A 19,206-nucleotide genomic window follows, 5' to 3' on the forward strand; every position below is an offset into this window, starting at 1 on the left:
AATCCCTTATGCCGTTTCTTTCCAATTCGTTTTACCGTCCAATAATCGGTTGCACCGTTGCCATCTTTTCCGCATTTACACTCTCTGCCTGCCAACCTGAAAAACAACAACAAACCATCACCCTGCAAGGCGAGACCATGGGCACAACCTATACCGTCAAATACCTTTCAGACGGCCAAGACAAACTCCCCTCCCCTGCCGAAATACAAAAACGCATTGATGACGCGCTTAAAGAAGTCAACCGGCAGATGTCTACCTACCAGACCGATTCCGAAATCAGCCAATTCAACCAACTGCGTACCGTCAATCAGGCCATGCCCATTTCCCAAGACTTTGCCTATGTGACCGGCGAAGCCTTGCGTTTAAACAAATTGACGCACGGCGCATTGGACGTAACCGTCGGCCCTTTGGTCAACCTTTGGGGATTCGGCCCGCAAAAAGAAATCACACATGAACCAACCGCACAAGAAATCCAACATGCTTCAGAAATGGTCGGTACGGACAAACTCAAACTTTCCCAAGACGGAAAGCAGCCTACACTTGCCAAAACCCATCCCGAAGTCTATTTAGACCTATCCTCCATCGCCAAAGGATTCGGCGTGGATAAAACCGCCGCCGAACTTGAAAAACTCAATCTCGGTAATTATTTGGTAGAAATCGGCGGCGAGTTGCATGGCAAAGGCCACAATGCGCAAGGCAACCCTTGGCGTATCGGCATCGAGCAACCCAATATCGTTCAAGGCGGCGCCACTCAAATCACCATTCCATTGGACAATAAATCACTGGCCACATCCGGCGACTACCGCATTTTCCATGTCGATAAGTCAGGCCGTCGCCTTTCCCATATCATCAACCCTAAAACCAAACAACCCATCAGCCACAACCTCGCCTCCATCAGCGTAGTAGCAGAAAACGCCACACTTGCAGACGGCCTTTCCACCGGATTGTTTGTTCTCGGAGAAACCGAAGCGCTTAAACTTGCCGAGCAAGAAAATCTCGCCGTTTTCCTTATCATCCGAACCCCGCAAGGCGGCTACCATACTAAAATGTCTAGCGCATTCAAGAAATTATTAAACTAACCTTCAGGAATACACACATGAAAACCCTCCTTCTGACTTTCGGCATCTTTATCATTGTCATCCTCGGCATGGCAGTCGGCTATATTTTCTCTAAACGCACCATCAAAGGCAGCTGCGGCGGCATTTCCTCTCTCGGCATGAAGAAAATGTGCGATTGCGACACGCCATGCGATACTTTGCAAAAAGAGCTGGATAAAAAACAACATTCCGACAATCAAGACATCAAGGTCGATCATTAAGTCTTTGTTGAATGTCTATTCATAACTCAAGGCTGTTTATCCCCCATCAGGCCGTCTGAAAAACAAAAGAGCGTGATCCAAATGGATACACGCTCTTTTGTTTTGCCTCTTCCAAAGCAATCCAAAAATATCTTGCATACACATTTGAAACAAGCCCTCCAAAACCAATCATGAAACAAAAAGAAAAGCTCCTGCAAAACAGGAGCTTTTTCTTGGAAGAAACCGGATTATTTCAATTTAGTTTCTTTGTAAATAACGTGTTTACGGGCTACTGGGTCAAATTTTTTGATTTCCAGTTTGCCAGGCATAGTACGTTTGTTTTTAGTAGTTGTGTAGAAGTGACCAGTACCAGCGCTGGACTCCAGTTTGATTTTATCGCGCATTGCAGTAATCCTTAATTAATGGTGTTTAAATTAAGCTTCGCCGCGAGCACGCAAATCAGCCAATACGACATCAATGCCTACTTTATCGATGGTGCGCAATGCAGCGTTAGAAACGCGCAGGCGAACCCAGCGGTTTTCACTTTCTACCCAGAAACGACGTGATTGCAAGTTAGGCAAAAAACGACGTTTGGTTTTGTTGTTGGCGTGTGATACGTTATTGCCAGACATCGGGCGCTTACCGGTCACTTTGCAAACTCGTGCCATGGTTAGTCTCCAAACTTCTAAAATAGTAAAACGCGATTTATACCACGAAATCCGCCTTCAGTTCAAGTCGTTTGCTGAAAAAACGGGATTTGTGGAAATAAACCTTCTCAATATGTTGCATCTGCGAAACGGTATCTCGCAAAGCCTTAACTTTTCAATTATAACGGATTTCTTTAAAAAAATCATCTGTCGTTTGCGTGGTCGGCGAAATAAACAGGCCGTCTGAAAATTTCAGACGGCCTGCTTGTCATCATGCTTTTTTCTTCAACGCCGCATTCAAAACGCAGCCGAGTATAAAGCAGGCTAAAGAGGGAACAACCCACCCCAAACCGATATTGTAAAACGGCAATGCGCGCTCGATGGCGGCAGCGGTGTCGGCATCCAATCCAAACGCGGCCTTATAGGCATCGAGCAGACCGACTACAAGGGCCGCCATCATGGTGCAAAAATAGACAATACGGCTGCCACCAAACAGTTTATCCGTCAAAGCCAGCAGAATGATGACGATGGTCAGCGGATACAACAGCATCAACATTGGAATAGAAAAATGTAAAATCGCTGACAGGCCTTTATTGGCCAACAGGATAGACACCACCGTATTCAGTATTACAAAGACTTTATAAGAAATACCCGGGCAAAGACGGTTGAAATATTCGGCGCATGAAGTAATCAAACCCACCGCCGTACTCAGACAGGCAAGCAGCACCATGACGCCAAGCAACACAATACCGGCCGTACCGAAATAATGCTGTGCGGTTTTAGACAAAACCAACGCACCGTTTTCCTGCAAGCCGATACCGGCCACACCTGTCGCGCCCATATAGCCGATAAACAGGTAAACCACTGCCAAACAAGAAGCCGCCAACACACCGGAAATCGTCGTTGTCTTCAGCAAGTCCGCGCGGTTGTCCACGCCCATGGAGCGAACGGCATCGATGACGATAATGGCAAACACCAGCGAAGCCAGCGCGTCCATGGTGCCGTAGCCTTCCAAAATACCTTTAACCAACGGATGAGTGGCAAAATCGCCTTGTGCAGTCTGTGGCATACCCATCGGGTTAATAGCGGCATAGCCGACCAATATTGCAATTGCCAGCAATAAAACGGGCGTAAGGATTTTACCGATACGGTCAACCAGTTTCCCCGGAGAAATCGACAGCCAATAAGTCATGCCGAAAAACACCAGGCTGAATACGGCCAATGCGATGCTTTTCCAAGATTCATCAATGAAAGGAGAGATGGCGGTTTCAAAAGATACCGTTGCCGTACGCGGCATGGCAAACAAGGGGCCGATTGCCAAATAAAGCGCGGCGGCAAAAGTCACGCCGTACCAAGGCGCAACACGGGAAGCCAGCGCTTCCACATCGCGCGAGCCGGAATAGCCGACGGCAATCACGCCCAGCAATGGCAACCCCGCCCCAGTCAACAAAAAGCCGAACATTGCCGAAAGCCAGTTTTCGCCGGCCTGCTGCCCCAAATAAGCCGGGTAAATTAAGTTACCCGCGCCAAAAAACAGCGCAAACAGCATCAAGCCCACCGCCCATAAAGAGGCCTTGCTGCGACTTGTCGTCGAATTCATCTTAAATTCTCTTTTTTCAAATAACCGTTATCGGTTTCATCGACTTCAAGGCCGTCTGAAAGCATTTCGGCTTCGTTTGTTTCCAAACCGTCTTTCAGGCTGATTTCGATTTCGCCATAATTTTCAGGCTGTACGATACGCACCAAGCCTTCTTTGGCCAATTCCAGCAATGCAATAAAATTGACCACCACATATGTCGCGCCCTGCTCCGGCTTAAACAAATCGCTGAACTTGCTGATGCCGCTTTCGTTCAAACGGCGCAAAATCGCCGTCATCTGCGCGCGCACGGAAATGGTTTCCCGCACCACTTCATGACTGCGCGTATGCTTGGCACGCGACAAAATACCCAACCAAGCCTGCGTCAAATCGGCAACGTACACTTCCGGCAACTTCGCTTCGACCGCAATTTCCAGCGGTAAATACGCCCAAGCAAAATCACGTCCGGCGCGCGGCAACGCGTCCAAACCCTGAGCCGCCAGTTTCATCTGTTCGTAAGCCAACAGACGACGCACCAGCTCGGCACGCGGATCCGCCTCTTCATCCTCAACTTCTTCAGGACGCGGCAACAACAGGCGTGATTTGATTTCAATCAACATCGCCGCCATCAGTAAGTATTCCGCCGCCAAATCAAACTGATATGCCTCCATTTGGGCAATATAGTGCAGATACTGCTCGGTAATTTTCACCATCGGAATATCGAGGACATCGATATTTTGCTTGCGGATAAGGTACAGCAGCAAATCCAACGGCCCTTGGAAGCTGCTCAATACCACCTTCAATGCATCGGGCGGAATAAACAAATCCTGCGGCACATCGGTAACAGGCTGACCGAACACCCACGCAACGGTATGTTCAGACGGCGTTGCAGCAGTGGAAGAAATAAGGTGTTCTGAAGGCATGGTTAAAGGGTCTTTTTCTTTTTAAGTTTAGTAAGAAGTTTCATCAACAAAAGACCGTCTGAAACAAGGACGACCTGTTTTTAATATAAAAATCAGCGGTTTTTACGATTGATTTGCAAAGAAACAATGGCGACGGCAAAGGTCTGCGCCAAGGCCATGCCCAACAGCGGCAGACTGGCGAAAACTGTACCCGTCAGTACCGAACCAATATCTCGGGACAACACAAAACCATCCCTCGCAAGCATCGCCACCATCAAAGCCGACAACAGCAAACTTTCGCAGCCGACCAAAAACCAAATCATTTTAACCGAGCGGCGTTTGCGCCATTTCATGATACCGGCGTGCACAAGACTGAAGATCACGATGGACAGAAACGGATAAAGAAAAGTGGTGAACGGGCGGGTATAACCGCTTTGCACACACAAATAATCGCCGGGCAGCGTATTGCATTCCATCACATCGAGAAACATCGGATCGACGGCATACATCAACACGCCGAACCATACCGCATAAATCAGACTGGCGATAAAGTAGGCTTTAAAAAATCGGCTCTTACCCATTTCCTACCCCTCACTTCCGCCCTGCGATATGCTCCACCGCAGCTTGCGCACAATACAACCCAAACGAAGCCGTCACCAGCATACTCGCGCCATAGCCCGCGCAGGACAAACCTTGCGGCGCGGCATCGGTCGAACACGCTTCGCCGGATTGCGGCGGCGTAATATTCTCGGTTGAATAAACGCAAGGCACGCGCATTTTTTCTTTGGTATCGCGGCTGAAGCCGTAGCGTTTGCGCAAGGTGTAGCGCAAGTTGGAAAGCAGCGGATCGTGGGTAACGCGGCTCAAATCGGCGGTTTGAATCAACGCCGGATTCTTCTGTCCGCCCGCGCCGCCGCTGATAATAAACGGTTGTTTATGTTGCACGAAATACGCCGCCATCGCCGCTTTGACACGGATTTGGTCGATGGCGTCGATGACGAAGTCAAAAGGCCGTCTGAAAAGCTCGTCCAGATTATCTTCCGTCACAAAATCTTCGATTTCCGTCACTTCGCATTGCGGATTGATTTGGGCAATGCGTTCGCGCAAAGCGGTAACTTTTGCCTTACCGAAATCATCGGTCAAAGCGTGCAACTGGCGGTTGACATTGGATTCGGCAACATTGTCCAAATCAATCAGCGTTAAACGACCGATGCCGCTCCTCGCCAACGCCTCCACCGCCCACGAGCCGACGCCGCCGACGCCGACCACGCACACATGCGCACGCGAAAAGCGCGCCAGCGCTTCGTCTCCGTAAAGTCTGGCAATACCGCCAAAGCGGCGCGAAGAAAGAAAAGCAGCGTCCTGCATAAGCAACCTTGTGATATATCAATAAATTAATGAAAAACGCGACAGGCGATTCGGACAGACATTATACTTGAAAGCAGATGGGCTGTTGTACCTGCCCGAAAGAGTTTATAATCGTTTCACATTCAGACAAGTTCTGATTTCATATTAAACGAAAGTGCCGCTACTCGGCGCAAAAGGAGAATGAATATGTACAAACATCTGGTTGTAGCCGTTGACGGTAGCGAGACCTCCCTCAATGCATTGAAACATGCCGCCGAACTGGCAAGCCTCAACAAAGCCCAACTGACTTTGGTTCACGTTGCCAACCCTGCAGAATACATGGCTTTGGCTCCTGAATTCCTGCAACACGAAAGCTACGAAGCCGCCGCAGTGGCTCAAGGTAACGAAGTTTTGGATTTCGCAGAAAAAACAGCGCGTGAAAGCGGCGTTGAAAACATCGTGAAACACCTGTTGGTTGCCAACAAAGGCGCGCGCGAAATGGCGCAAGACTTGGTTGACTACGCCGACAACAACGGCGCAGACCTGTTGGTACTCGGCACACACGGCCGCACCGGCCTGATGCACCTGCTGATGGGCAGCTTCGCCGAGACCGTAATGCGTCAAAGCCACCTGCCTCTGCTGATTATCCGCAGCAAAGCTGAAGAAGCATAATCAAGCATTTATTTAAAATAGCGAAAGGCCGTCTGAATATTTTTCAGACGGCCTTTTTTCATTTTCACATGACAACTTCAGCTTTTATTTTGCCATTTCTTTGAACACTTCGTGTGCCACAGCAATGGTTTCGTCAATCAGCTCAGGCGTATGCGCGGCGGAAACAAAACCGGCTTCGTAAGCTGACGGGCCGAATGCGACATTGCGGTCGAGCATACCGTGGAAGAAATGTTTGAAACCGTCGATATTGGAACGCGCCATGTCGGCATAGTTTTGCGGCGTATGGCTGGCAAAATACAAACCAAACATACCGCCCACGCTGTCCGCCGTAAATTCAACGCCATGCGCTTTAGCCGCGTCGGCAATACCGTTGGCGAGGCGTTGGGTCAGGGCAGTCAGGTTTTCATAGAAGCCTTCGCGCTGAATGATTTCCAGCGTTTTCAAACCGGCCGCAACCGCAATCGGATTACCGGACAATGTGCCTGCCTGATACACGCCGCCCAACGGGGAAATACATTCCATAATGTCTTTACGGCCACCGAACGCCGCCAAAGGCATACCGCCGCCGATCACTTTGCCCATGGTGGTCAAATCAGGCTTGATGCCGTGCAAAGATTGCGCACCGCCCAGCGCCACGCGGAAACCGGTCATCACTTCGTCGTAAATCAACACGGCACCGTGTTTTTCAGTCAATTCGCGCAAGGCTTTGACAAAGGCTTCAGACGGCCTAACCAGATTCATATTGCCGACAAAAGGCTCCAAAATCACACAGGCAATGTCATTGCCGCTTTGGGCAAAGGCTTCTTCCAGTTGGGCGATATTGTTGTATTCGAGTACCAAAGTGTGTTTGGTAAAGTCGGCAGGCACACCGGCGGAAGAAGGGTTGCCAAACGTCAGCAGACCGCTGCCTGCTTTCACCAACAGGCTGTCGGAATGGCCGTGGTAGCAGCCTTCAAACTTGATGATTTTGTCGCGTCCGGTAAAACCGCGTGCCAGACGGATGGCGGTCATCGTTGCTTCCGTGCCGGAGCTGACAAGGCGCAGCTGCTCGACGGACGGCATGATTTTAGCGATTTCTTCGGCAATGACAATTTCGCCTTCAGTCGGCGCACCAAACGACAAACCGCCCAATGCTGCTTCGCGCACGGCTTCAATGACTTCGGGATGGGCATGGCCGACAATCGCAGGGCCCCAAGAGCCGACATAGTCGGTATAACGCGTGCCGTTTTCGTCCCAAACATACGCGCCTTCTGCCTTTTTGATAAAGCGCGGTACGCCGCCGACGCTGCCGAATGCGCGCACAGGAGAGTTCACGCCGCCGGGAATAATGGCTTTGGCGCGGTTGAACAAGCTTTCATTACGGTTCATGGTCAATTCTTTCGTAAGAGGTCGTCTGAAAATCAAATCGATGCCATTTTAACACCAAATCCTTTTCAGACGGCCCAGGCTTCAAAATAAGAATCGGGCGCAAAATCAAAATTATTCTTTAAAAACAAACACTCTATCCATATTTTTCCTGCTTGTGCTATAATCCGCGACCTATTGAAACAATAAAAGAAAAGCATCATGTTACGCGGATTCATACTCAGCCTCGCCCTTTTGGCGTCCTCCCTCGTCCATGCACAACGCAGCCTGCCTGACGATATGGATGTGGCCGTTTTAAAAACCGTCGATCTGCCTTATCTGAAAGTCAGCAAAGGCGGTTTTTCTTGGACGCGCCTGCTGACCTTGGGCATTGTGGACGGCAACGCAGCCAAACTGCAAATCACCCGCTTCACCAAAATCCACGATGAAAACGACCGTTTCATCCCCATGGGCCGCCTGCTGAATCAAACCGGCAAAGCCGTTGCGTTCAAATACAACGAAGAAAGCCGCCTCGTCCGCGAAATCTGGATTTTGACCGACGCCGAGGCCGACAGGTTCATCGAACACGCCAAAAAGCAGAAAAAGGCGGAAGAATAATTTTTCAGACGACCAGAGTATTGCACAGGCCGTCTGAACCCTTTTACAACAAGCAAGTCAATCAAAACAAACCATGAAAAAAGTATTTATCCGCACCTTCGGGTGCCAAATGAACGAGTACGACAGCGAAAAAATGCTGTCCGTCCTCGCCGAAGAACACGGCGGCATCGAGCAGGTTACCCAACCTGACGACGCCGACATCATCTTGTTCAACACCTGCTCCGTGCGTGAAAAAGCGCAAGAGAAAGTCTTCTCCGACTTAGGCCGCGTACGTCCGCTCAAAGAAAAAAATCCCGACCTCATCATCGGCGTTGCCGGCTGCGTTGCCTCTCAAGAAGGTGAGAACATCGTCAAACGCGCTCCGTATGTGGACGTGGTTTTCGGCCCGCAAACGCTGCACCGCCTGCCCAAACTCATCGTCGATAAAGAAACCACCGGTCTGTCTCAAATCGACATTTCCTTCCCCGAAATCGAGAAATTCGACCACCTGCCGCCTGCGCGCGTAGAAGGCGGTTCGGCATTCATTTCCATTATGGAAGGCTGTTCCAAATACTGCTCTTACTGCGTCGTCCCTTATACCCGCGGCGAAGAATTCTCCCGCCCGCTCAACGACGTATTGACCGAAATTGCCGGTTTGGCGCAACAAGGCGTTAAAGAAATCAACCTCTTAGGCCAAAACGTCAATGCCTATCGCGGCGAAATGGAAAACGGCGAAATCTGCGACTTTGCCACTTTGTTGCGCATCGTCCACGAAATCCCCGGCATCGAACGCCTGCGCTTTACCACCAGCCATCCGCGCGAATTTACCGACGCGATTATCGAGTGCTACCGCGACCTGCCGAAGCTGGTTTCCCACCTGCACCTGCCGATTCAAAGCGGTTCCGACCGCGTATTGAGCGCAATGAAACGCGGCTACACCGCCTTGGAATACAAATCCATCATCCGCAAACTGCGCGCCATCCGTCCTGATTTGTGCCTCAGCTCCGACTTTATCGTCGGCTTCCCGGGCGAGACCGAGCGCGAGTTCGAGCAAACCTTGAAACTGGTGAAAGACATTGCCTTCGACTTGAGCTTCGTCTTTATTTACAGTCCGCGCCCAGGTACGCCTGCCGCCAACCTGCACGACGACACGCCGCACGAAGAAAAAGTGCGCCGCCTCGAAGCTTTGAACGAAGTCATCGAAGCCGAAACCGCGCGCATCAATCAAACCATGATCGGCACGGTTCAACGCTGCTTGGTTGAAGGTATCTCCAAAAAAGACCCTGACCAACTGCAAGCCCGTACCGCCAACAACCGCGTGGTCAACTTTACCGGCACACCCGACATGATCAACCAAATGATCGATTTGGAAATCACCGAAGCCTACACCTTCTCCCTGAAAGGCAAACCGGTATAAGCACACACAAACAAAGGCCGTCTGAAACTGTTCAGACGGCCTTTATCTTGGCTTGGCCCGGCATTATCTGATTCATGTATTTTTATTACCCGAACAAAAGGCTTTTCAGTATAATACCGCCCGAAAATTCCCTTATCTGTTGAGAAGTTAAGGAGCAAATCCGAGCTTCCGGCAGTTAAACCCGCTGATACCGTCCTTAAACGGCTTTCCCCAAAGGAATATCTCGAAATGAGTTCTTCAAATCAAAGCGTTTTGGAAAGATTATTCAACCTCAACGCCAATCAGACCAACGTCCGCACGGAAATTATGGCCGGTGTGACAACCTTCCTCGCCATGTGCTACATCATCATCGTCAATCCCCTGATTTTGGGCGAAACCGGCATGGATATGGGCGCAGTATTTGTGGCCACCTGTATCGCCTCCGCCATCGGCTGTTTCGTGATGGGCTTTGTCGGCAACTACCCGATTGCCCTCGCTCCGGGCATGGGTTTGAACGCCTACTTTACCTTTGCCGTCGTCAAAGGCATGGGCGTGGACTGGCGTGTGGCTTTGGGTGCCGTTTTCATTTCAGGCATTATTTTCATCCTGTTCAGCTTCTTTAAAGTACGCGAAATGCTGGTCAACGCCCTGCCTATGGGCTTGAAAATGTCGATTGCCGCAGGTATCGGCCTCTTCTTGGCATTGATTGCACTCAAAGGCGCAGGCGTGATTGTGGCTAATCCTGCCACATTGGTCGGCTTGGGCGACATCCACCAGCCCACCGCCCTGCTGGCGATGGCAGGCTTTGTCATGGTGGTTGCACTTGGCCACTTCCGCGTTAAAGGCTCTATCATCATTACCATTCTAACGCTGACCGCCGTCTCCACCATCTTGGGCTTGAGCGAGTTCAAAGGCGTGGTCGGCGAAGTTCCGAGCATTGCACCAACATTCATGCAGATGGACTTCAAAGGCTTATTCACCGTCAGCATGGTCAGCGTGATTTTTGTATTCTTCCTGGTTGACCTGTTTGACTCTACCGGCACATTGGTCGGCGTTTCCCACCGCGCAGGCCTGTTGCAAGACGGCAAACTGCCGCGTTTGAAACGCGCCCTGCTTGCCGACTCTACCGCCATCGTTGCAGGCGCCGCCTTGGGTACTTCTTCTACCACCCCTTACGTTGAAAGCGCGGCAGGCGTTTCTGCCGGCGGCCGTACCGGCCTGACTGCCGTTACCGTCGGCGTACTGATGCTTGCCTGTCTGATTTTCTCCCCGCTGGTTCAAAGCATTCCTGCATTCGCTACCGCACCCGCCCTGCTCTATGTTGGCGCGCAAATGTTGCGCAGCGCGCGTGAAATCGATTGGGACGACATGACCGAAGCCGCACCGGCATTCCTGACCATCGTCTTCATGCCGTTTACCTACTCGATTGCCGACGGTATTGCGTTTGGCTTTATCAGCTATGCACTCATCAAACTCTTGTGCAACCGCACTCAAGACGTACCGCCTATGGTATGGATTGTCGCCGTGTTGTGGGCATTGAAATTCTGGTTCTTGGGTTAAACTGCTCAAAAGAACAGGCCGTCTGAAAACTTTTCAGACGGCCTGTTTTATTTTACCCAGCGTTTAAAGCTGTCGGTAAAAGATTATTTTTTCACTTTTTTAGCAGCTGGTTTAGCGGCAGCTTTCGCGCCTTTGTCCAATGCGCAGAAACGGGTAGCGATTTGGTCAACCACTTCTTGTTTGCCATTTACTTCGGTAGTACCGCGGATAGTCAGCATGTTGCCATCAACTTTGTCCACGTTGGCTGCAGTGGCTGCTTCAGCAATCCAAGCAACATTGCCGCCCCAGAATGCGTTTACATCTTTGCTGCTGTCAGTAATACGGAACAGGTTTTCAGTTACTTGGCCTTTGTATTTTACTTGTGCAGCAACAACTTCGTTGCCTTTGAAGCCATACATTACGCTCAGAGGCTCTTTGCCGTCTTTACCGCATTTGTAGTGAACTTCTTTAGTACCGTCGATAGAGTCTACTTTCAAAGTATTAGGTACTGGAGCTTGAGCTTGTTGAGCCTGAGCTTGAGTTTGTTGTTGCGCAGTAGGCGCAGCTTTAGCTTCAGGTTTAGCTTTAGAACCGCTGCTACATGCAGTCAGGGCAACAGCCGCCAAAACGGCAGGAACGATTAATTTAACATTCATATTCATAATTGACTCCCAAATGGTTTCAATAAAAAACCGGCAAACGCCGGCTGACATTTACACATTAACAGAGATATTCCGTCTTGTCTTTATCTCAGACGGCATTTTTTAAGAAAAGTTCAAATAAATATTTTTATTTTCTAAAATCAAGAAATTATAAATATGAAATCATGTAAATTCAGGTTTAGGAACTCTTAAGATGAATACTGTTGTCAATAAATCGGGTTTTGACAATGGTAAAATGAGATTGAAAAGCGCATAGAGATGACAAAATTCAGGGCAATTGATTTTACACACTTCTGTCTCTTGAGTTGCTGAGCATTTCAGACGGCCTTAGAACACAAACAGTAAATGCAATAAAAAAACGCAATCTGAAACAGATTGCGTTTTTTTTGAAAACTGGCACGCCCACGGGGAATCGAACCCCGGTTACCGCCGTGAAAGGGCGATGTCCTAACCGCTAGACGATGGGCGCGGATAAATCTTGTGGCGCACCCGGAGCGATTCGAACGCCCGACCCTCTGGTTCGTAGCCAGATACTCTATCCAACTGAGCTACGGGTGCATCCTCATCACTTCGCAAGTGCGTTGTGAATCAAGAAGACCGAATGATATAGGCTTTACTAAAGCCTGTCTACTCTTTTCACAGAAACTTTTTATATTTTTATTTAACCAATTGAAGTTAAACAATATAAAATTAACGTAAAATCCCTACTCCTGACAAATCCTGCGCCATTTTAGCGGCGGAGTTATCGGTCATGCCGCCGACAAAATCCAAAATCTTCATATAGGCCTGATACAGACTGTCTTCAGGAAGAATCGGATTGTGCTTTTTCAATAATTCCAACGCCAAAGACTGACGCGTTGCTAACTGTTTTTCTGCAATCAGGGCATAGGCGGCAGGGACGAGCAAATCTAAGATGGAGCCTAAGCATGGGAACGTGGCAATCTCGGTCAAGAGCTTGGTGTGATGGCGGAAAATCCGTGTTTGTGCCAATTCTTTCGCTTTTGCCAAAGTGTTTTGCACTTGCGGGCTGCACAGAGCAAGCAGGTCTTTGCCTTTGAATGTTCCGTCCAACAAGTCGGACTGATGCAGCATAAAGGTTTGCGCGACATCATCAATCGCCTTGCCGATCGCAATGCCGCGCAACATGGCGCAACGCTGACGGCTGGAGCTGGCGTGCCATGCGCTTTCGGCGAAGGTCAGCTCGGACAAAATACTTTCTACTTCCGTATCCGTGAGCAAATCCAATTCGACGGCATCTTCCAAATCCAGCAAGGCATAGCAAATATCGTCGGCAGCCTCCATCAAATAAGACAAAGGATGGCGCGCCCAGCTGTCTACTCCCGCGGAAACCAGCCCCAATTCGTCGGCAACTTGACGGATAAACGGCAACTCGGTTTGATAAATATTGAATTTCTTTCTGCCGTTTGGATGTTGCGTTGTCCACGGATACTTCAGCAATGCGCCGATGGCTGCCGCAGTCAGGCGCATTCCGCCTGCCTCCGGATACATTTCAAGGCTGGCGACGATACGCAGGCTATGCGCATTGCCTTCATAGGTTTGAATATCGTTGCGTTCCGCTTCGTTTAATGTGTTCAGATAAATTTGATGTTCAGGCCGTCTGAACCAATCACGCAAAGCATCTTCGCCGGTATGGCCAAACGGCGGATTGCCCAAATCATGAGCCAAACAGGCAACCTGCACCACGGCACCAATATCGCTGGGCGTATTGCCCTGCGGCAGAAAACCGCCGTTATGCAACATCACGCCCACGCGGTTGCCCAAGCTCCTGCCCACGCTGGCAACTTCAACGCTGTGCGTCAGGCGGTTGTGCGTCAAGTCATGTTGCGCCAGCGGATGCACCTGTGTTTTACGGCCAAGGCGGCGGAAGGCTCCGGAAAAAACAACCCGGTCGTAGTCGATGTGAAAATCCGTACGCAAGGCATCGGCACCTTCTTGAGTCGAAGGGGTAACGGTCGGCACGATTTCGCCGTTTTTAGTACGGAAGCGTTGGGTGGATAATAAGTTTTGCCAATTCATTCGGATGGTCATAAAGGTTCCTCAAGCAAAGTAAAGGCCGTCTGAAACATATTCAGACGGCCTTATGCTTATTTACCGCGCATCAATTCAAAGAAATCGTCGTTATTTTTAGAGTCTTTGAGTTTGCCCACCAAAAACTCGGTCGCTTCGATTTCGTCCATAGGATGCAGGAATTTGCGCAAGAGCCACATGCGTTGCAACTGATCGTTCGGCACCAGCAATTCTTCGCGGCGCGTACCGGATTTATTGATACTAATGGCCGGGAACAGGCGTTTTTCGGCCATACGGCGGTCAAGGTGCAATTCCATATTGCCCGTGCCTTTGAACTCTTCGTAAATCACGTCGTCCATGCGGCTACCGGTTTCAACAAGCGCTGTCGCAATAATGGTAAGCGAACCGCCCTCTTCCACATTACGCGCTGCGCCGAAGAAGCGTTTCGGACGGTGCAAGGCGTTGGCATCGACACCGCCGGTCAAGATTTTGCCCGAAGTCGGCACAACGGTATTGTAGGCGCGCGCCAAACGGGTAATCGAATCCAGCAGGATGACCACGTCTTTTTTGTGTTCAACCATACGTTTGGCTTTTTCAATCACCATCTCGGCCACTTGTACATGGCGTTGCGCCGGTTCATCAAACGTAGAGGAAACGACTTCGCCGCGTACAGAACGGCTCATTTCGGTCACTTCTTCCGGACGCTCGTCAATCAACAGGACAATCAGCTCGACATCGGGATAATTGGCGGTAATAGCGTGGGCAATGTTTTGCAACATCACGGTCTTACCGGTTTTAGGCGGCGCCACCAACAATGCACGTTGGCCTTTACCGATTGGGGAAACCAAGTCGATAGCGCGGCCGGTCAGATTCTCTTCGGCTTTGATGTCGCGCTCAAGTTTGAATTGTTCGGTTGGGAATAAAGGCGTGAGGTTTTCAAAGAGGATTTTGTGTTTGCAGACTTCAGGCTGATCGCCGTTGATGGTATCGAGGCGGACAAGTGCGAAATAGCGTTCGTTGTCTTTAGGTACGCGCACGCTGCCTTCGATGGTGTCACCGGTGTGCAGATTGAAGCGGCGGATTTGCGTGGGCGAAACATAAATATCGTCAGGACCGGCAAGGTAAGAAGTATCTGCGCTGCGCAGGAAACCGAAGCCGTCGGGCAGGATTTCGAGTGTGCCGGAACAGGTAAAGCTGACATTTTGCTTCATCATCTGGCGGACGATGGCAAAAACGAGGTCTTGTTTGCGGAAACGGTTGGCGTTTTCAATGCCATGTTCTTCTGCCATTTCCAAGAGTTTGGAAATGTGGAGGGTTTGGAGTTCTGAAACGTGCATAGTATTGATATATTTTGAATAGTATCAGAGAGATGGCACAAAGGCCGTCTGAAAGTATGAAATCGTGCCGCAGGATACGGTAGATTTTTGAGAAAGTTGAATTTTAGGCAGTTGGAGGCAGGGTGTCAAATTTTTAAATCGAACACTGAGCCGAGACTATAATCTTACCATGCAATAAGATTATGGCCGGCAACAGCTTGGCAATCGCAACCCTATCGACCAAAATCCGAGTATTTACCCAACTTCAGACGGCCTTTTGCCCGTACCGCATCAGCGTCATGCCGCCGACCGCTGCCGCACAGCCCGCAACCAGCGAAATATGCAGCGGTTCGCCCAAAAACCACGCCGAAGACAGCACACCGAAAATCGGCACGAGCGTAATATACGCCGCCGCGCTGCCTGCACCCAAAGTCTTCACGCCTTCGAAATACCACGCGTAGGCCAATACCGTCGCGCCGATGACCAGCCACGCCAAGGCTGTCCAGCCTCGCCCATCCATTGCCGCTATCGCCTCAAACGGCATTCCGTCCGTCCACAACGCCACCACCGACAACATCAACGCACCAATGAACGACGTTGCCGTCGTTACCGTCAGCACATCTATCCCACGCAAAACCGCGCGACCAATTAAAGTATAAGCCGCCCAACAAACCACGCAACCGAAAATCAGCCACTCTCCTGCCTTGATGCCGCCCGATAACACTGTCAACGGCTGCCCTTGCGTTACCACCATAATGGCACCGCCGACCGCCAGCAGCATACCCGCCAAAATCTTCACATTTAAACGCTCGCCGAAAAACCAAGTTGCCAACAGCAGTGTCAATACCGGATTCACCGCCACGACTACCGCCGCCTTGCCTGCCGGCATAGTCTGCAAACCCAGCATAAAAAACACCGCATAACCGCACACGCCAACAGAAGCGGCTGCCGTCAAACCCAGCCATTGCCGCGCCGACAAAGCCGCCAAAGTCGCGAACCTGCTGCGCGCAAACAACCAGCCCAACAACAAAACCGAAGCCAAGACAAACCGAACCGCCCCGCCCGTCAGCGGCGGCAGCGACTGCCCCAACATCCGCCCCATCGGCCAAGACGCACCCCACAACACCGCCATTCCCAGCAGTTTCAAATGTACAGAATAACGTTCCATCTTATCCCTTTATCGACAAAGGCCGTCTGAAAACCGGATTTCAAGTTTTCAGACGGCCTTCAATATAGCGACTGCAAACAGATTACTTAGGCTGCCAAGAATCTTTCAGCGTCACCGTGCGGTTAAACACCGGCATGTCTTTGCTGTGGTCTTTGCGGTCGGTTACGAAGTAGCCGATGCGTTCAAACTGCCAACGGCTTTCTGCCGGCAGATCTTTTGCGACAGGTTCGGCGTAGGCAGTGATTTCCTTGATGGATTCTGGATTGAGGAAATCGGTAAACGGCAGATAGTTGCCGTCTTCGCCGCGCACGGCATCAGGACGCTCGACGGTAAAGAGGCGGTCGTACAGGCGGACTTTAATTTCGACGGCGTGTTCGGCAGAAACCCAATGAATCACGCCTTTAACTTTGCGGCCTTCGGGATTTTTGCCCAAGGTATCGTGGTCGATGCTGCATTTGAGTTCAACCACATTGCCTGCCTCGTCTTTTACTACTTCATCACACTTAATCACATAGCCGTGGCGCAAACGCACTTCTCCGCCGGGAACCAGGCGTTTGAAGCCTTTGGGCGGATTTTCGGCAAAGTCGTCGGCTTCGATGTAGATGGTTTGTGAAATAGGTACTTCGCGATCGCCCATTTCTTCGTGGTTCGGATGGAACGCGGCACGGCGGCTTTGGGTTTTGCCGGCTTCAAAGTTGGTCAGGGTCACTTTGAGCGGATTCAAAACCGCCATCAGGCGTGGCGCAGAGTTCTCCAACTCTTCACGAATCGCGCCTTCCAACACGCTCATGTCGACGATGTTTTCAGATTTGGAAATACCGGCGCGTTTGGCAAACAGGCGCAGGCCTTCGGGCGTGTAACCACGGCGGCGCATACCGGAAATGGTCGGCATACGCGGGTCGTCCCAGCCGGCAACGTGGCCGTCTGAAACCAGTTGGTTCAGCTTGCGTTTGGACGTGATGGAATACAAAAGCTCCAAACGCGAAAACTCATATTGGCGCGGACGGGTGGCGTGCGGCGCAGGAATGTTGTCCAACACCCAGTCGTACAGCGGACGGTGTGCTTCAAATTCGAGCGTACACAAGGAATGCGTGATGCCTTCGATGGCATCGGAAATGCAATGCGTGTAGTCGTACATCGGGTAGATACACCATTTGTCGCCGGTGTTGTGGTGATGGGCGCGGCGGATGCGGTAGATGACGGGGTCGCGCATATTGATGTTGCCTGAAGCCATGTCGATTTTCAGGCGCAGGGTTTTGCTGCCGTCTGGAAACTCGCCGTTTTTCATGCGTGTGAACAGGTCGAGGTTTTCTTCGACACTGCGGTCGCGGTAAGGGCTGTTTTTGCCTGCTTCGGTGAGTGTGCCGCGGTATTCGCGCATTTCTTCGGGCGTCAAATCATCGACATACGCTTTGCCGTCTTTGATTAAACCGACGGCGTAATCATAGAGCTGGTCAAAATAGTTGGATGCGAAACGAGGCTCGCCCGCCCAATGGAAACCGAGCCACTCAACATCTTCTTTGATGGCGTTGACGTATTCGTCGTTTTCTTTTTCAGGGTTTGTATCATCAAAACGGAGGTTGCACAAACCATCATAAATATAAGCCAAACCGAAGTTCAGGCAGATGGATTTGGCGTGGCCGATGTGCAGGTAGCCATTCGGCTCGGGCGGGAAACGGGTTTGGATGGCTGTATGTTTACCGCTTTTAAGGTCTTCTTCGATGATGGTGCGGATAAAGTGGTTGTCCGCGAATTGGTCTTTATTCAACATAATATTTCTTTGATGGGAAAATGATTTTCTGTTTTCAGACGGCCTGAGCATTCAATCAGGCCGTCTGAAAGGAATGGAATGATGGCTCAATTGTACCCGACTTGGCTACTTTGATACAGGGTCGGCAATCTGCCACGCCACGCCGCGCTCGTTTAGGGTTTTCTGCATGGCGGCGGATGGTGGGCGGTCGGTAAACAGCTTATCGAATGCGCCGATATCGCCCAGTCTGACCAAGGCATTGCTGTTGAATTTGCTGTGGTCGACGCCGAGATAGCGCACGCGTGCATTGTTCACCATCGCCTGCATGACACTGACTTCCTTGTAATCGTCATCCAAAAGCGAGCCGTCGTTTTCTATGCCGTGGGTACTCATGATGGCATAGTCGACTTTGAATTGGTTGATGAAATCGACGGTCGCCACACCGGTAATACCGCCGTCCAACGGGCGGACCACACCGGAAGCGATGATGACCGTGTAGTCGGTACGCGCCGCAGTGATAGAGGCGGCGTAGATATTATTGGTGATAATCCGCAGGTTTTTACGCTGTCTGACCAACTCGGCGGCAACGGCTTCCATGGTGGTGCCGATGCTGATAAAGAGCGAGGCATTGTCGGGAATGGTGGAAGCGATCAATTGGGCAATGGCGTTTTTTTCCTGCTGCTGATGGTTGCGCCGCTCCTGCCCTGCCGTTACGACTGAAACGTCGCCCAAAGATGCGCCGCCGTGATAGCGTTTGAGCTGTCCGGTCTCGCTCAACTCCTGCACATCGCGGCGTATGGTTTGCGGCGTAACATCCAAATTCGCCGCCAACTCTTCCACCGTCATGAAGTTATGTTCGCGGACAAGGGTGAGGATATGTTCGTGTCTTTGGATTTTGGGTTTCATAGCGTTTCGCTTTGTAGGGATAAACCAATGGCCGTCTGAATATTTCAGACGGCCTTTTT

The 19,206-nt window shown here is 50.7% G+C and carries 19 protein-coding genes and 2 tRNA genes; 6 read left to right on the top strand and 15 right to left on the bottom strand.

The annotated features are described in order from the left end of the window. Positions 1-8 precede the first annotated feature (8 nt). A complete protein-coding gene (locus tag HMPREF2696_RS00855) occupies positions 9-1,079 on the top strand; it encodes an FAD:protein FMN transferase (protein WP_070587494.1) in 1,071 nt (356 codons plus the stop codon). Positions 1,080-1,096: 17 nt separating this feature from the next. Next, positions 1,097-1,318 carry a (Na+)-NQR maturation NqrM gene (gene nqrM, locus HMPREF2696_RS00860; protein ID WP_070587495.1) on the top strand — a complete coding sequence of 74 codons (222 nt, stop codon included), beginning with the start codon at positions 1,097-1,099 and terminating at the stop codon, positions 1,316-1,318. Positions 1,319-1,545: 227 nt separating this feature from the next. On the opposite strand, the gene rpmG is transcribed toward nqrM, so the two are convergent. The 6 genes from rpmG to HMPREF2696_RS00895 all read right to left on the bottom strand — a co-directional run bounded on the left by rpmG (position 1,546) and on the right by HMPREF2696_RS00895 (position 5,790). Next, complete coding sequence (gene rpmG, locus HMPREF2696_RS00865) at positions 1,546-1,701, bottom strand: 50S ribosomal protein L33 (protein WP_003684373.1); 156 nt, start codon at positions 1,699-1,701, stop codon at positions 1,546-1,548. A gap of 30 nt (positions 1,702-1,731) precedes the next feature. Further along, on the bottom strand, positions 1,732-1,965 hold the full coding sequence (gene rpmB, locus HMPREF2696_RS00870; protein ID WP_002216391.1) for a 50S ribosomal protein L28: 234 nt from the start codon (positions 1,963-1,965) through the stop codon (positions 1,732-1,734). 250 nt (positions 1,966-2,215) lie between these two features. After that, positions 2,216-3,544: a branched-chain amino acid transport system II carrier protein gene (brnQ, locus tag HMPREF2696_RS00880; RefSeq protein WP_070587497.1), complete on the bottom strand. Its 1,329-nt coding sequence runs from the start codon at positions 3,542-3,544 to the stop codon at positions 2,216-2,218. Next, positions 3,541-4,443: a segregation and condensation protein A gene (locus tag HMPREF2696_RS00885; RefSeq protein WP_070587500.1), complete on the bottom strand. Its 903-nt coding sequence runs from the start codon at positions 4,441-4,443 to the stop codon at positions 3,541-3,543. The genes brnQ and HMPREF2696_RS00885 overlap by 4 nt, the downstream gene beginning before the upstream one ends. Before the next feature lie 92 nt (positions 4,444-4,535). Next, a complete protein-coding gene (locus HMPREF2696_RS00890) occupies positions 4,536-5,003 on the bottom strand; it encodes a hypothetical protein (protein ID WP_036492987.1) in 468 nt (155 codons plus the stop codon). 10 nt (positions 5,004-5,013) lie between these two features. Further along, positions 5,014-5,790, bottom strand: a complete 777-nt coding sequence (locus tag HMPREF2696_RS00895) for a tRNA threonylcarbamoyladenosine dehydratase (RefSeq protein ID WP_003748819.1) — start codon at positions 5,788-5,790, stop codon at positions 5,014-5,016. Positions 5,791-5,976: 186 nt separating this feature from the next. On the opposite strand from HMPREF2696_RS00895, the gene HMPREF2696_RS00900 reads away from it, so the two are divergent. Continuing rightward, the gene (locus tag HMPREF2696_RS00900; RefSeq protein WP_003680896.1) at positions 5,977-6,441 is read left to right on the top strand and encodes a universal stress protein; all 465 of its coding nucleotides are present in this window, start codon (positions 5,977-5,979) and stop codon (positions 6,439-6,441) included. Positions 6,442-6,525: 84 nt separating this feature from the next. On the opposite strand, the gene hemL is transcribed toward HMPREF2696_RS00900, so the two are convergent. Beyond that, positions 6,526-7,809 (bottom strand): glutamate-1-semialdehyde 2,1-aminomutase, encoded by a 1,284-nt coding sequence (gene hemL, locus HMPREF2696_RS00905; protein WP_049336068.1) that lies wholly within the window; start codon positions 7,807-7,809, stop codon positions 6,526-6,528. 198 nt (positions 7,810-8,007) lie between these two features. Here hemL and HMPREF2696_RS00910 point away from each other — a divergent pair, with 198 nt between their 5' ends. The 3 genes from HMPREF2696_RS00910 (at position 8,008) to HMPREF2696_RS00920 (ending at position 11,338) form a co-directional block, all read left to right on the top strand. Next, positions 8,008-8,403: a hypothetical protein gene (locus HMPREF2696_RS00910; protein WP_049333912.1), complete on the top strand. Its 396-nt coding sequence runs from the start codon at positions 8,008-8,010 to the stop codon at positions 8,401-8,403. A 73-nt stretch (positions 8,404-8,476) separates the two neighbouring features. After that, positions 8,477-9,799 (top strand): tRNA (N6-isopentenyl adenosine(37)-C2)-methylthiotransferase MiaB, encoded by a 1,323-nt coding sequence (gene miaB / locus HMPREF2696_RS00915; RefSeq protein ID WP_003684389.1) that lies wholly within the window; start codon positions 8,477-8,479, stop codon positions 9,797-9,799. Between the two features lie 228 nt (positions 9,800-10,027). Further along, entirely contained in the window at positions 10,028-11,338 is a 1,311-nt protein-coding gene (locus HMPREF2696_RS00920; RefSeq protein ID WP_004519556.1) for an NCS2 family permease, read from the top strand. An 83-nt stretch (positions 11,339-11,421) separates the two neighbouring features. On the opposite strand, the gene HMPREF2696_RS00925 is transcribed toward HMPREF2696_RS00920, so the two are convergent. From HMPREF2696_RS00925 to HMPREF2696_RS00960, 8 genes are all read right to left on the bottom strand, one after another. Beyond that, positions 11,422-11,979: a hypothetical protein gene (locus tag HMPREF2696_RS00925; RefSeq protein ID WP_039862107.1), complete on the bottom strand. Its 558-nt coding sequence runs from the start codon at positions 11,977-11,979 to the stop codon at positions 11,422-11,424. Positions 11,980-12,373: 394 nt separating this feature from the next. Continuing rightward, positions 12,374-12,448: transfer RNA gene (locus HMPREF2696_RS00930), tRNA-Glu, on the bottom strand. Positions 12,449-12,460: 12 nt separating this feature from the next. Beyond that, positions 12,461-12,537: transfer RNA gene (locus tag HMPREF2696_RS00935), tRNA-Arg, on the bottom strand. Between the two features lie 132 nt (positions 12,538-12,669). Then, entirely contained in the window at positions 12,670-14,028 is a 1,359-nt protein-coding gene (locus HMPREF2696_RS00940; RefSeq protein WP_049336415.1) for a deoxyguanosinetriphosphate triphosphohydrolase, read from the bottom strand. Between the two features lie 56 nt (positions 14,029-14,084). After that, entirely contained in the window at positions 14,085-15,344 is a 1,260-nt protein-coding gene (rho, locus tag HMPREF2696_RS00945) for a transcription termination factor Rho (protein WP_003680905.1), read from the bottom strand. Between the two features lie 244 nt (positions 15,345-15,588). Then, complete coding sequence (locus HMPREF2696_RS00950) at positions 15,589-16,491, bottom strand: DMT family transporter (protein WP_004519553.1); 903 nt, start codon at positions 16,489-16,491, stop codon at positions 15,589-15,591. 82 nt (positions 16,492-16,573) lie between these two features. Beyond that, the gene (locus HMPREF2696_RS00955; protein WP_070587503.1) at positions 16,574-18,262 is read right to left on the bottom strand and encodes a glutamine--tRNA ligase/YqeY domain fusion protein; all 1,689 of its coding nucleotides are present in this window, start codon (positions 18,260-18,262) and stop codon (positions 16,574-16,576) included. 105 nt (positions 18,263-18,367) lie between these two features. After that, entirely contained in the window at positions 18,368-19,147 is a 780-nt protein-coding gene (locus tag HMPREF2696_RS00960; RefSeq protein WP_070587505.1) for a DeoR/GlpR family DNA-binding transcription regulator, read from the bottom strand. Positions 19,148-19,206 lie beyond the last annotated feature (59 nt).

It is taken from the genome of Neisseria sp. HMSC058F07, from assembly GCF_001810035.1.
In the GTDB taxonomy this organism is placed as follows: domain Bacteria; phylum Pseudomonadota; class Gammaproteobacteria; order Burkholderiales; family Neisseriaceae; genus Neisseria; species Neisseria perflava.

Excerpts from the sequence above, each read along its gene's own strand:
- HMPREF2696_RS00855 (WP_070587494.1), top strand. The coding sequence starts at position 9 with ATGCCGTTTCTTTCCAATTCGTTTTACCGTCCAATAATCGGTTGCACC.
- nqrM (WP_070587495.1), top strand. The coding sequence starts at position 1,097 with ATGAAAACCCTCCTTCTGACTTTCGGCATCTTTATCATTGTCATCCTC.
- rpmG (WP_003684373.1), bottom strand. The coding sequence starts at position 1,701 with ATGCGCGATAAAATCAAACTGGAGTCCAGCGCTGGTACTGGTCACTTC.
- rpmB (WP_002216391.1), bottom strand. The coding sequence starts at position 1,965 with ATGGCACGAGTTTGCAAAGTGACCGGTAAGCGCCCGATGTCTGGCAAT.
- brnQ (WP_070587497.1), bottom strand. The coding sequence starts at position 3,544 with ATGAATTCGACGACAAGTCGCAGCAAGGCCTCTTTATGGGCGGTGGGC.
- HMPREF2696_RS00885 (WP_070587500.1), bottom strand. The coding sequence starts at position 4,443 with ATGCCTTCAGAACACCTTATTTCTTCCACTGCTGCAACGCCGTCTGAA.
- HMPREF2696_RS00890 (WP_036492987.1), bottom strand. The coding sequence starts at position 5,003 with ATGGGTAAGAGCCGATTTTTTAAAGCCTACTTTATCGCCAGTCTGATT.
- HMPREF2696_RS00895 (WP_003748819.1), bottom strand. The coding sequence starts at position 5,790 with ATGCAGGACGCTGCTTTTCTTTCTTCGCGCCGCTTTGGCGGTATTGCC.
- HMPREF2696_RS00900 (WP_003680896.1), top strand. The coding sequence starts at position 5,977 with ATGTACAAACATCTGGTTGTAGCCGTTGACGGTAGCGAGACCTCCCTC.
- hemL (WP_049336068.1), bottom strand. The coding sequence starts at position 7,809 with ATGAACCGTAATGAAAGCTTGTTCAACCGCGCCAAAGCCATTATTCCC.
- HMPREF2696_RS00910 (WP_049333912.1), top strand. The coding sequence starts at position 8,008 with ATGTTACGCGGATTCATACTCAGCCTCGCCCTTTTGGCGTCCTCCCTC.
- miaB (WP_003684389.1), top strand. The coding sequence starts at position 8,477 with ATGAAAAAAGTATTTATCCGCACCTTCGGGTGCCAAATGAACGAGTAC.
- HMPREF2696_RS00920 (WP_004519556.1), top strand. The coding sequence starts at position 10,028 with ATGAGTTCTTCAAATCAAAGCGTTTTGGAAAGATTATTCAACCTCAAC.
- HMPREF2696_RS00925 (WP_039862107.1), bottom strand. The coding sequence starts at position 11,979 with ATGAATATGAATGTTAAATTAATCGTTCCTGCCGTTTTGGCGGCTGTT.
- HMPREF2696_RS00940 (WP_049336415.1), bottom strand. The coding sequence starts at position 14,028 with ATGACCATCCGAATGAATTGGCAAAACTTATTATCCACCCAACGCTTC.
- rho (WP_003680905.1), bottom strand. The coding sequence starts at position 15,344 with ATGCACGTTTCAGAACTCCAAACCCTCCACATTTCCAAACTCTTGGAA.
- HMPREF2696_RS00950 (WP_004519553.1), bottom strand. The coding sequence starts at position 16,491 with ATGGAACGTTATTCTGTACATTTGAAACTGCTGGGAATGGCGGTGTTG.
- HMPREF2696_RS00955 (WP_070587503.1), bottom strand. The coding sequence starts at position 18,262 with ATGTTGAATAAAGACCAATTCGCGGACAACCACTTTATCCGCACCATC.
- HMPREF2696_RS00960 (WP_070587505.1), bottom strand. The coding sequence starts at position 19,147 with ATGAAACCCAAAATCCAAAGACACGAACATATCCTCACCCTTGTCCGC.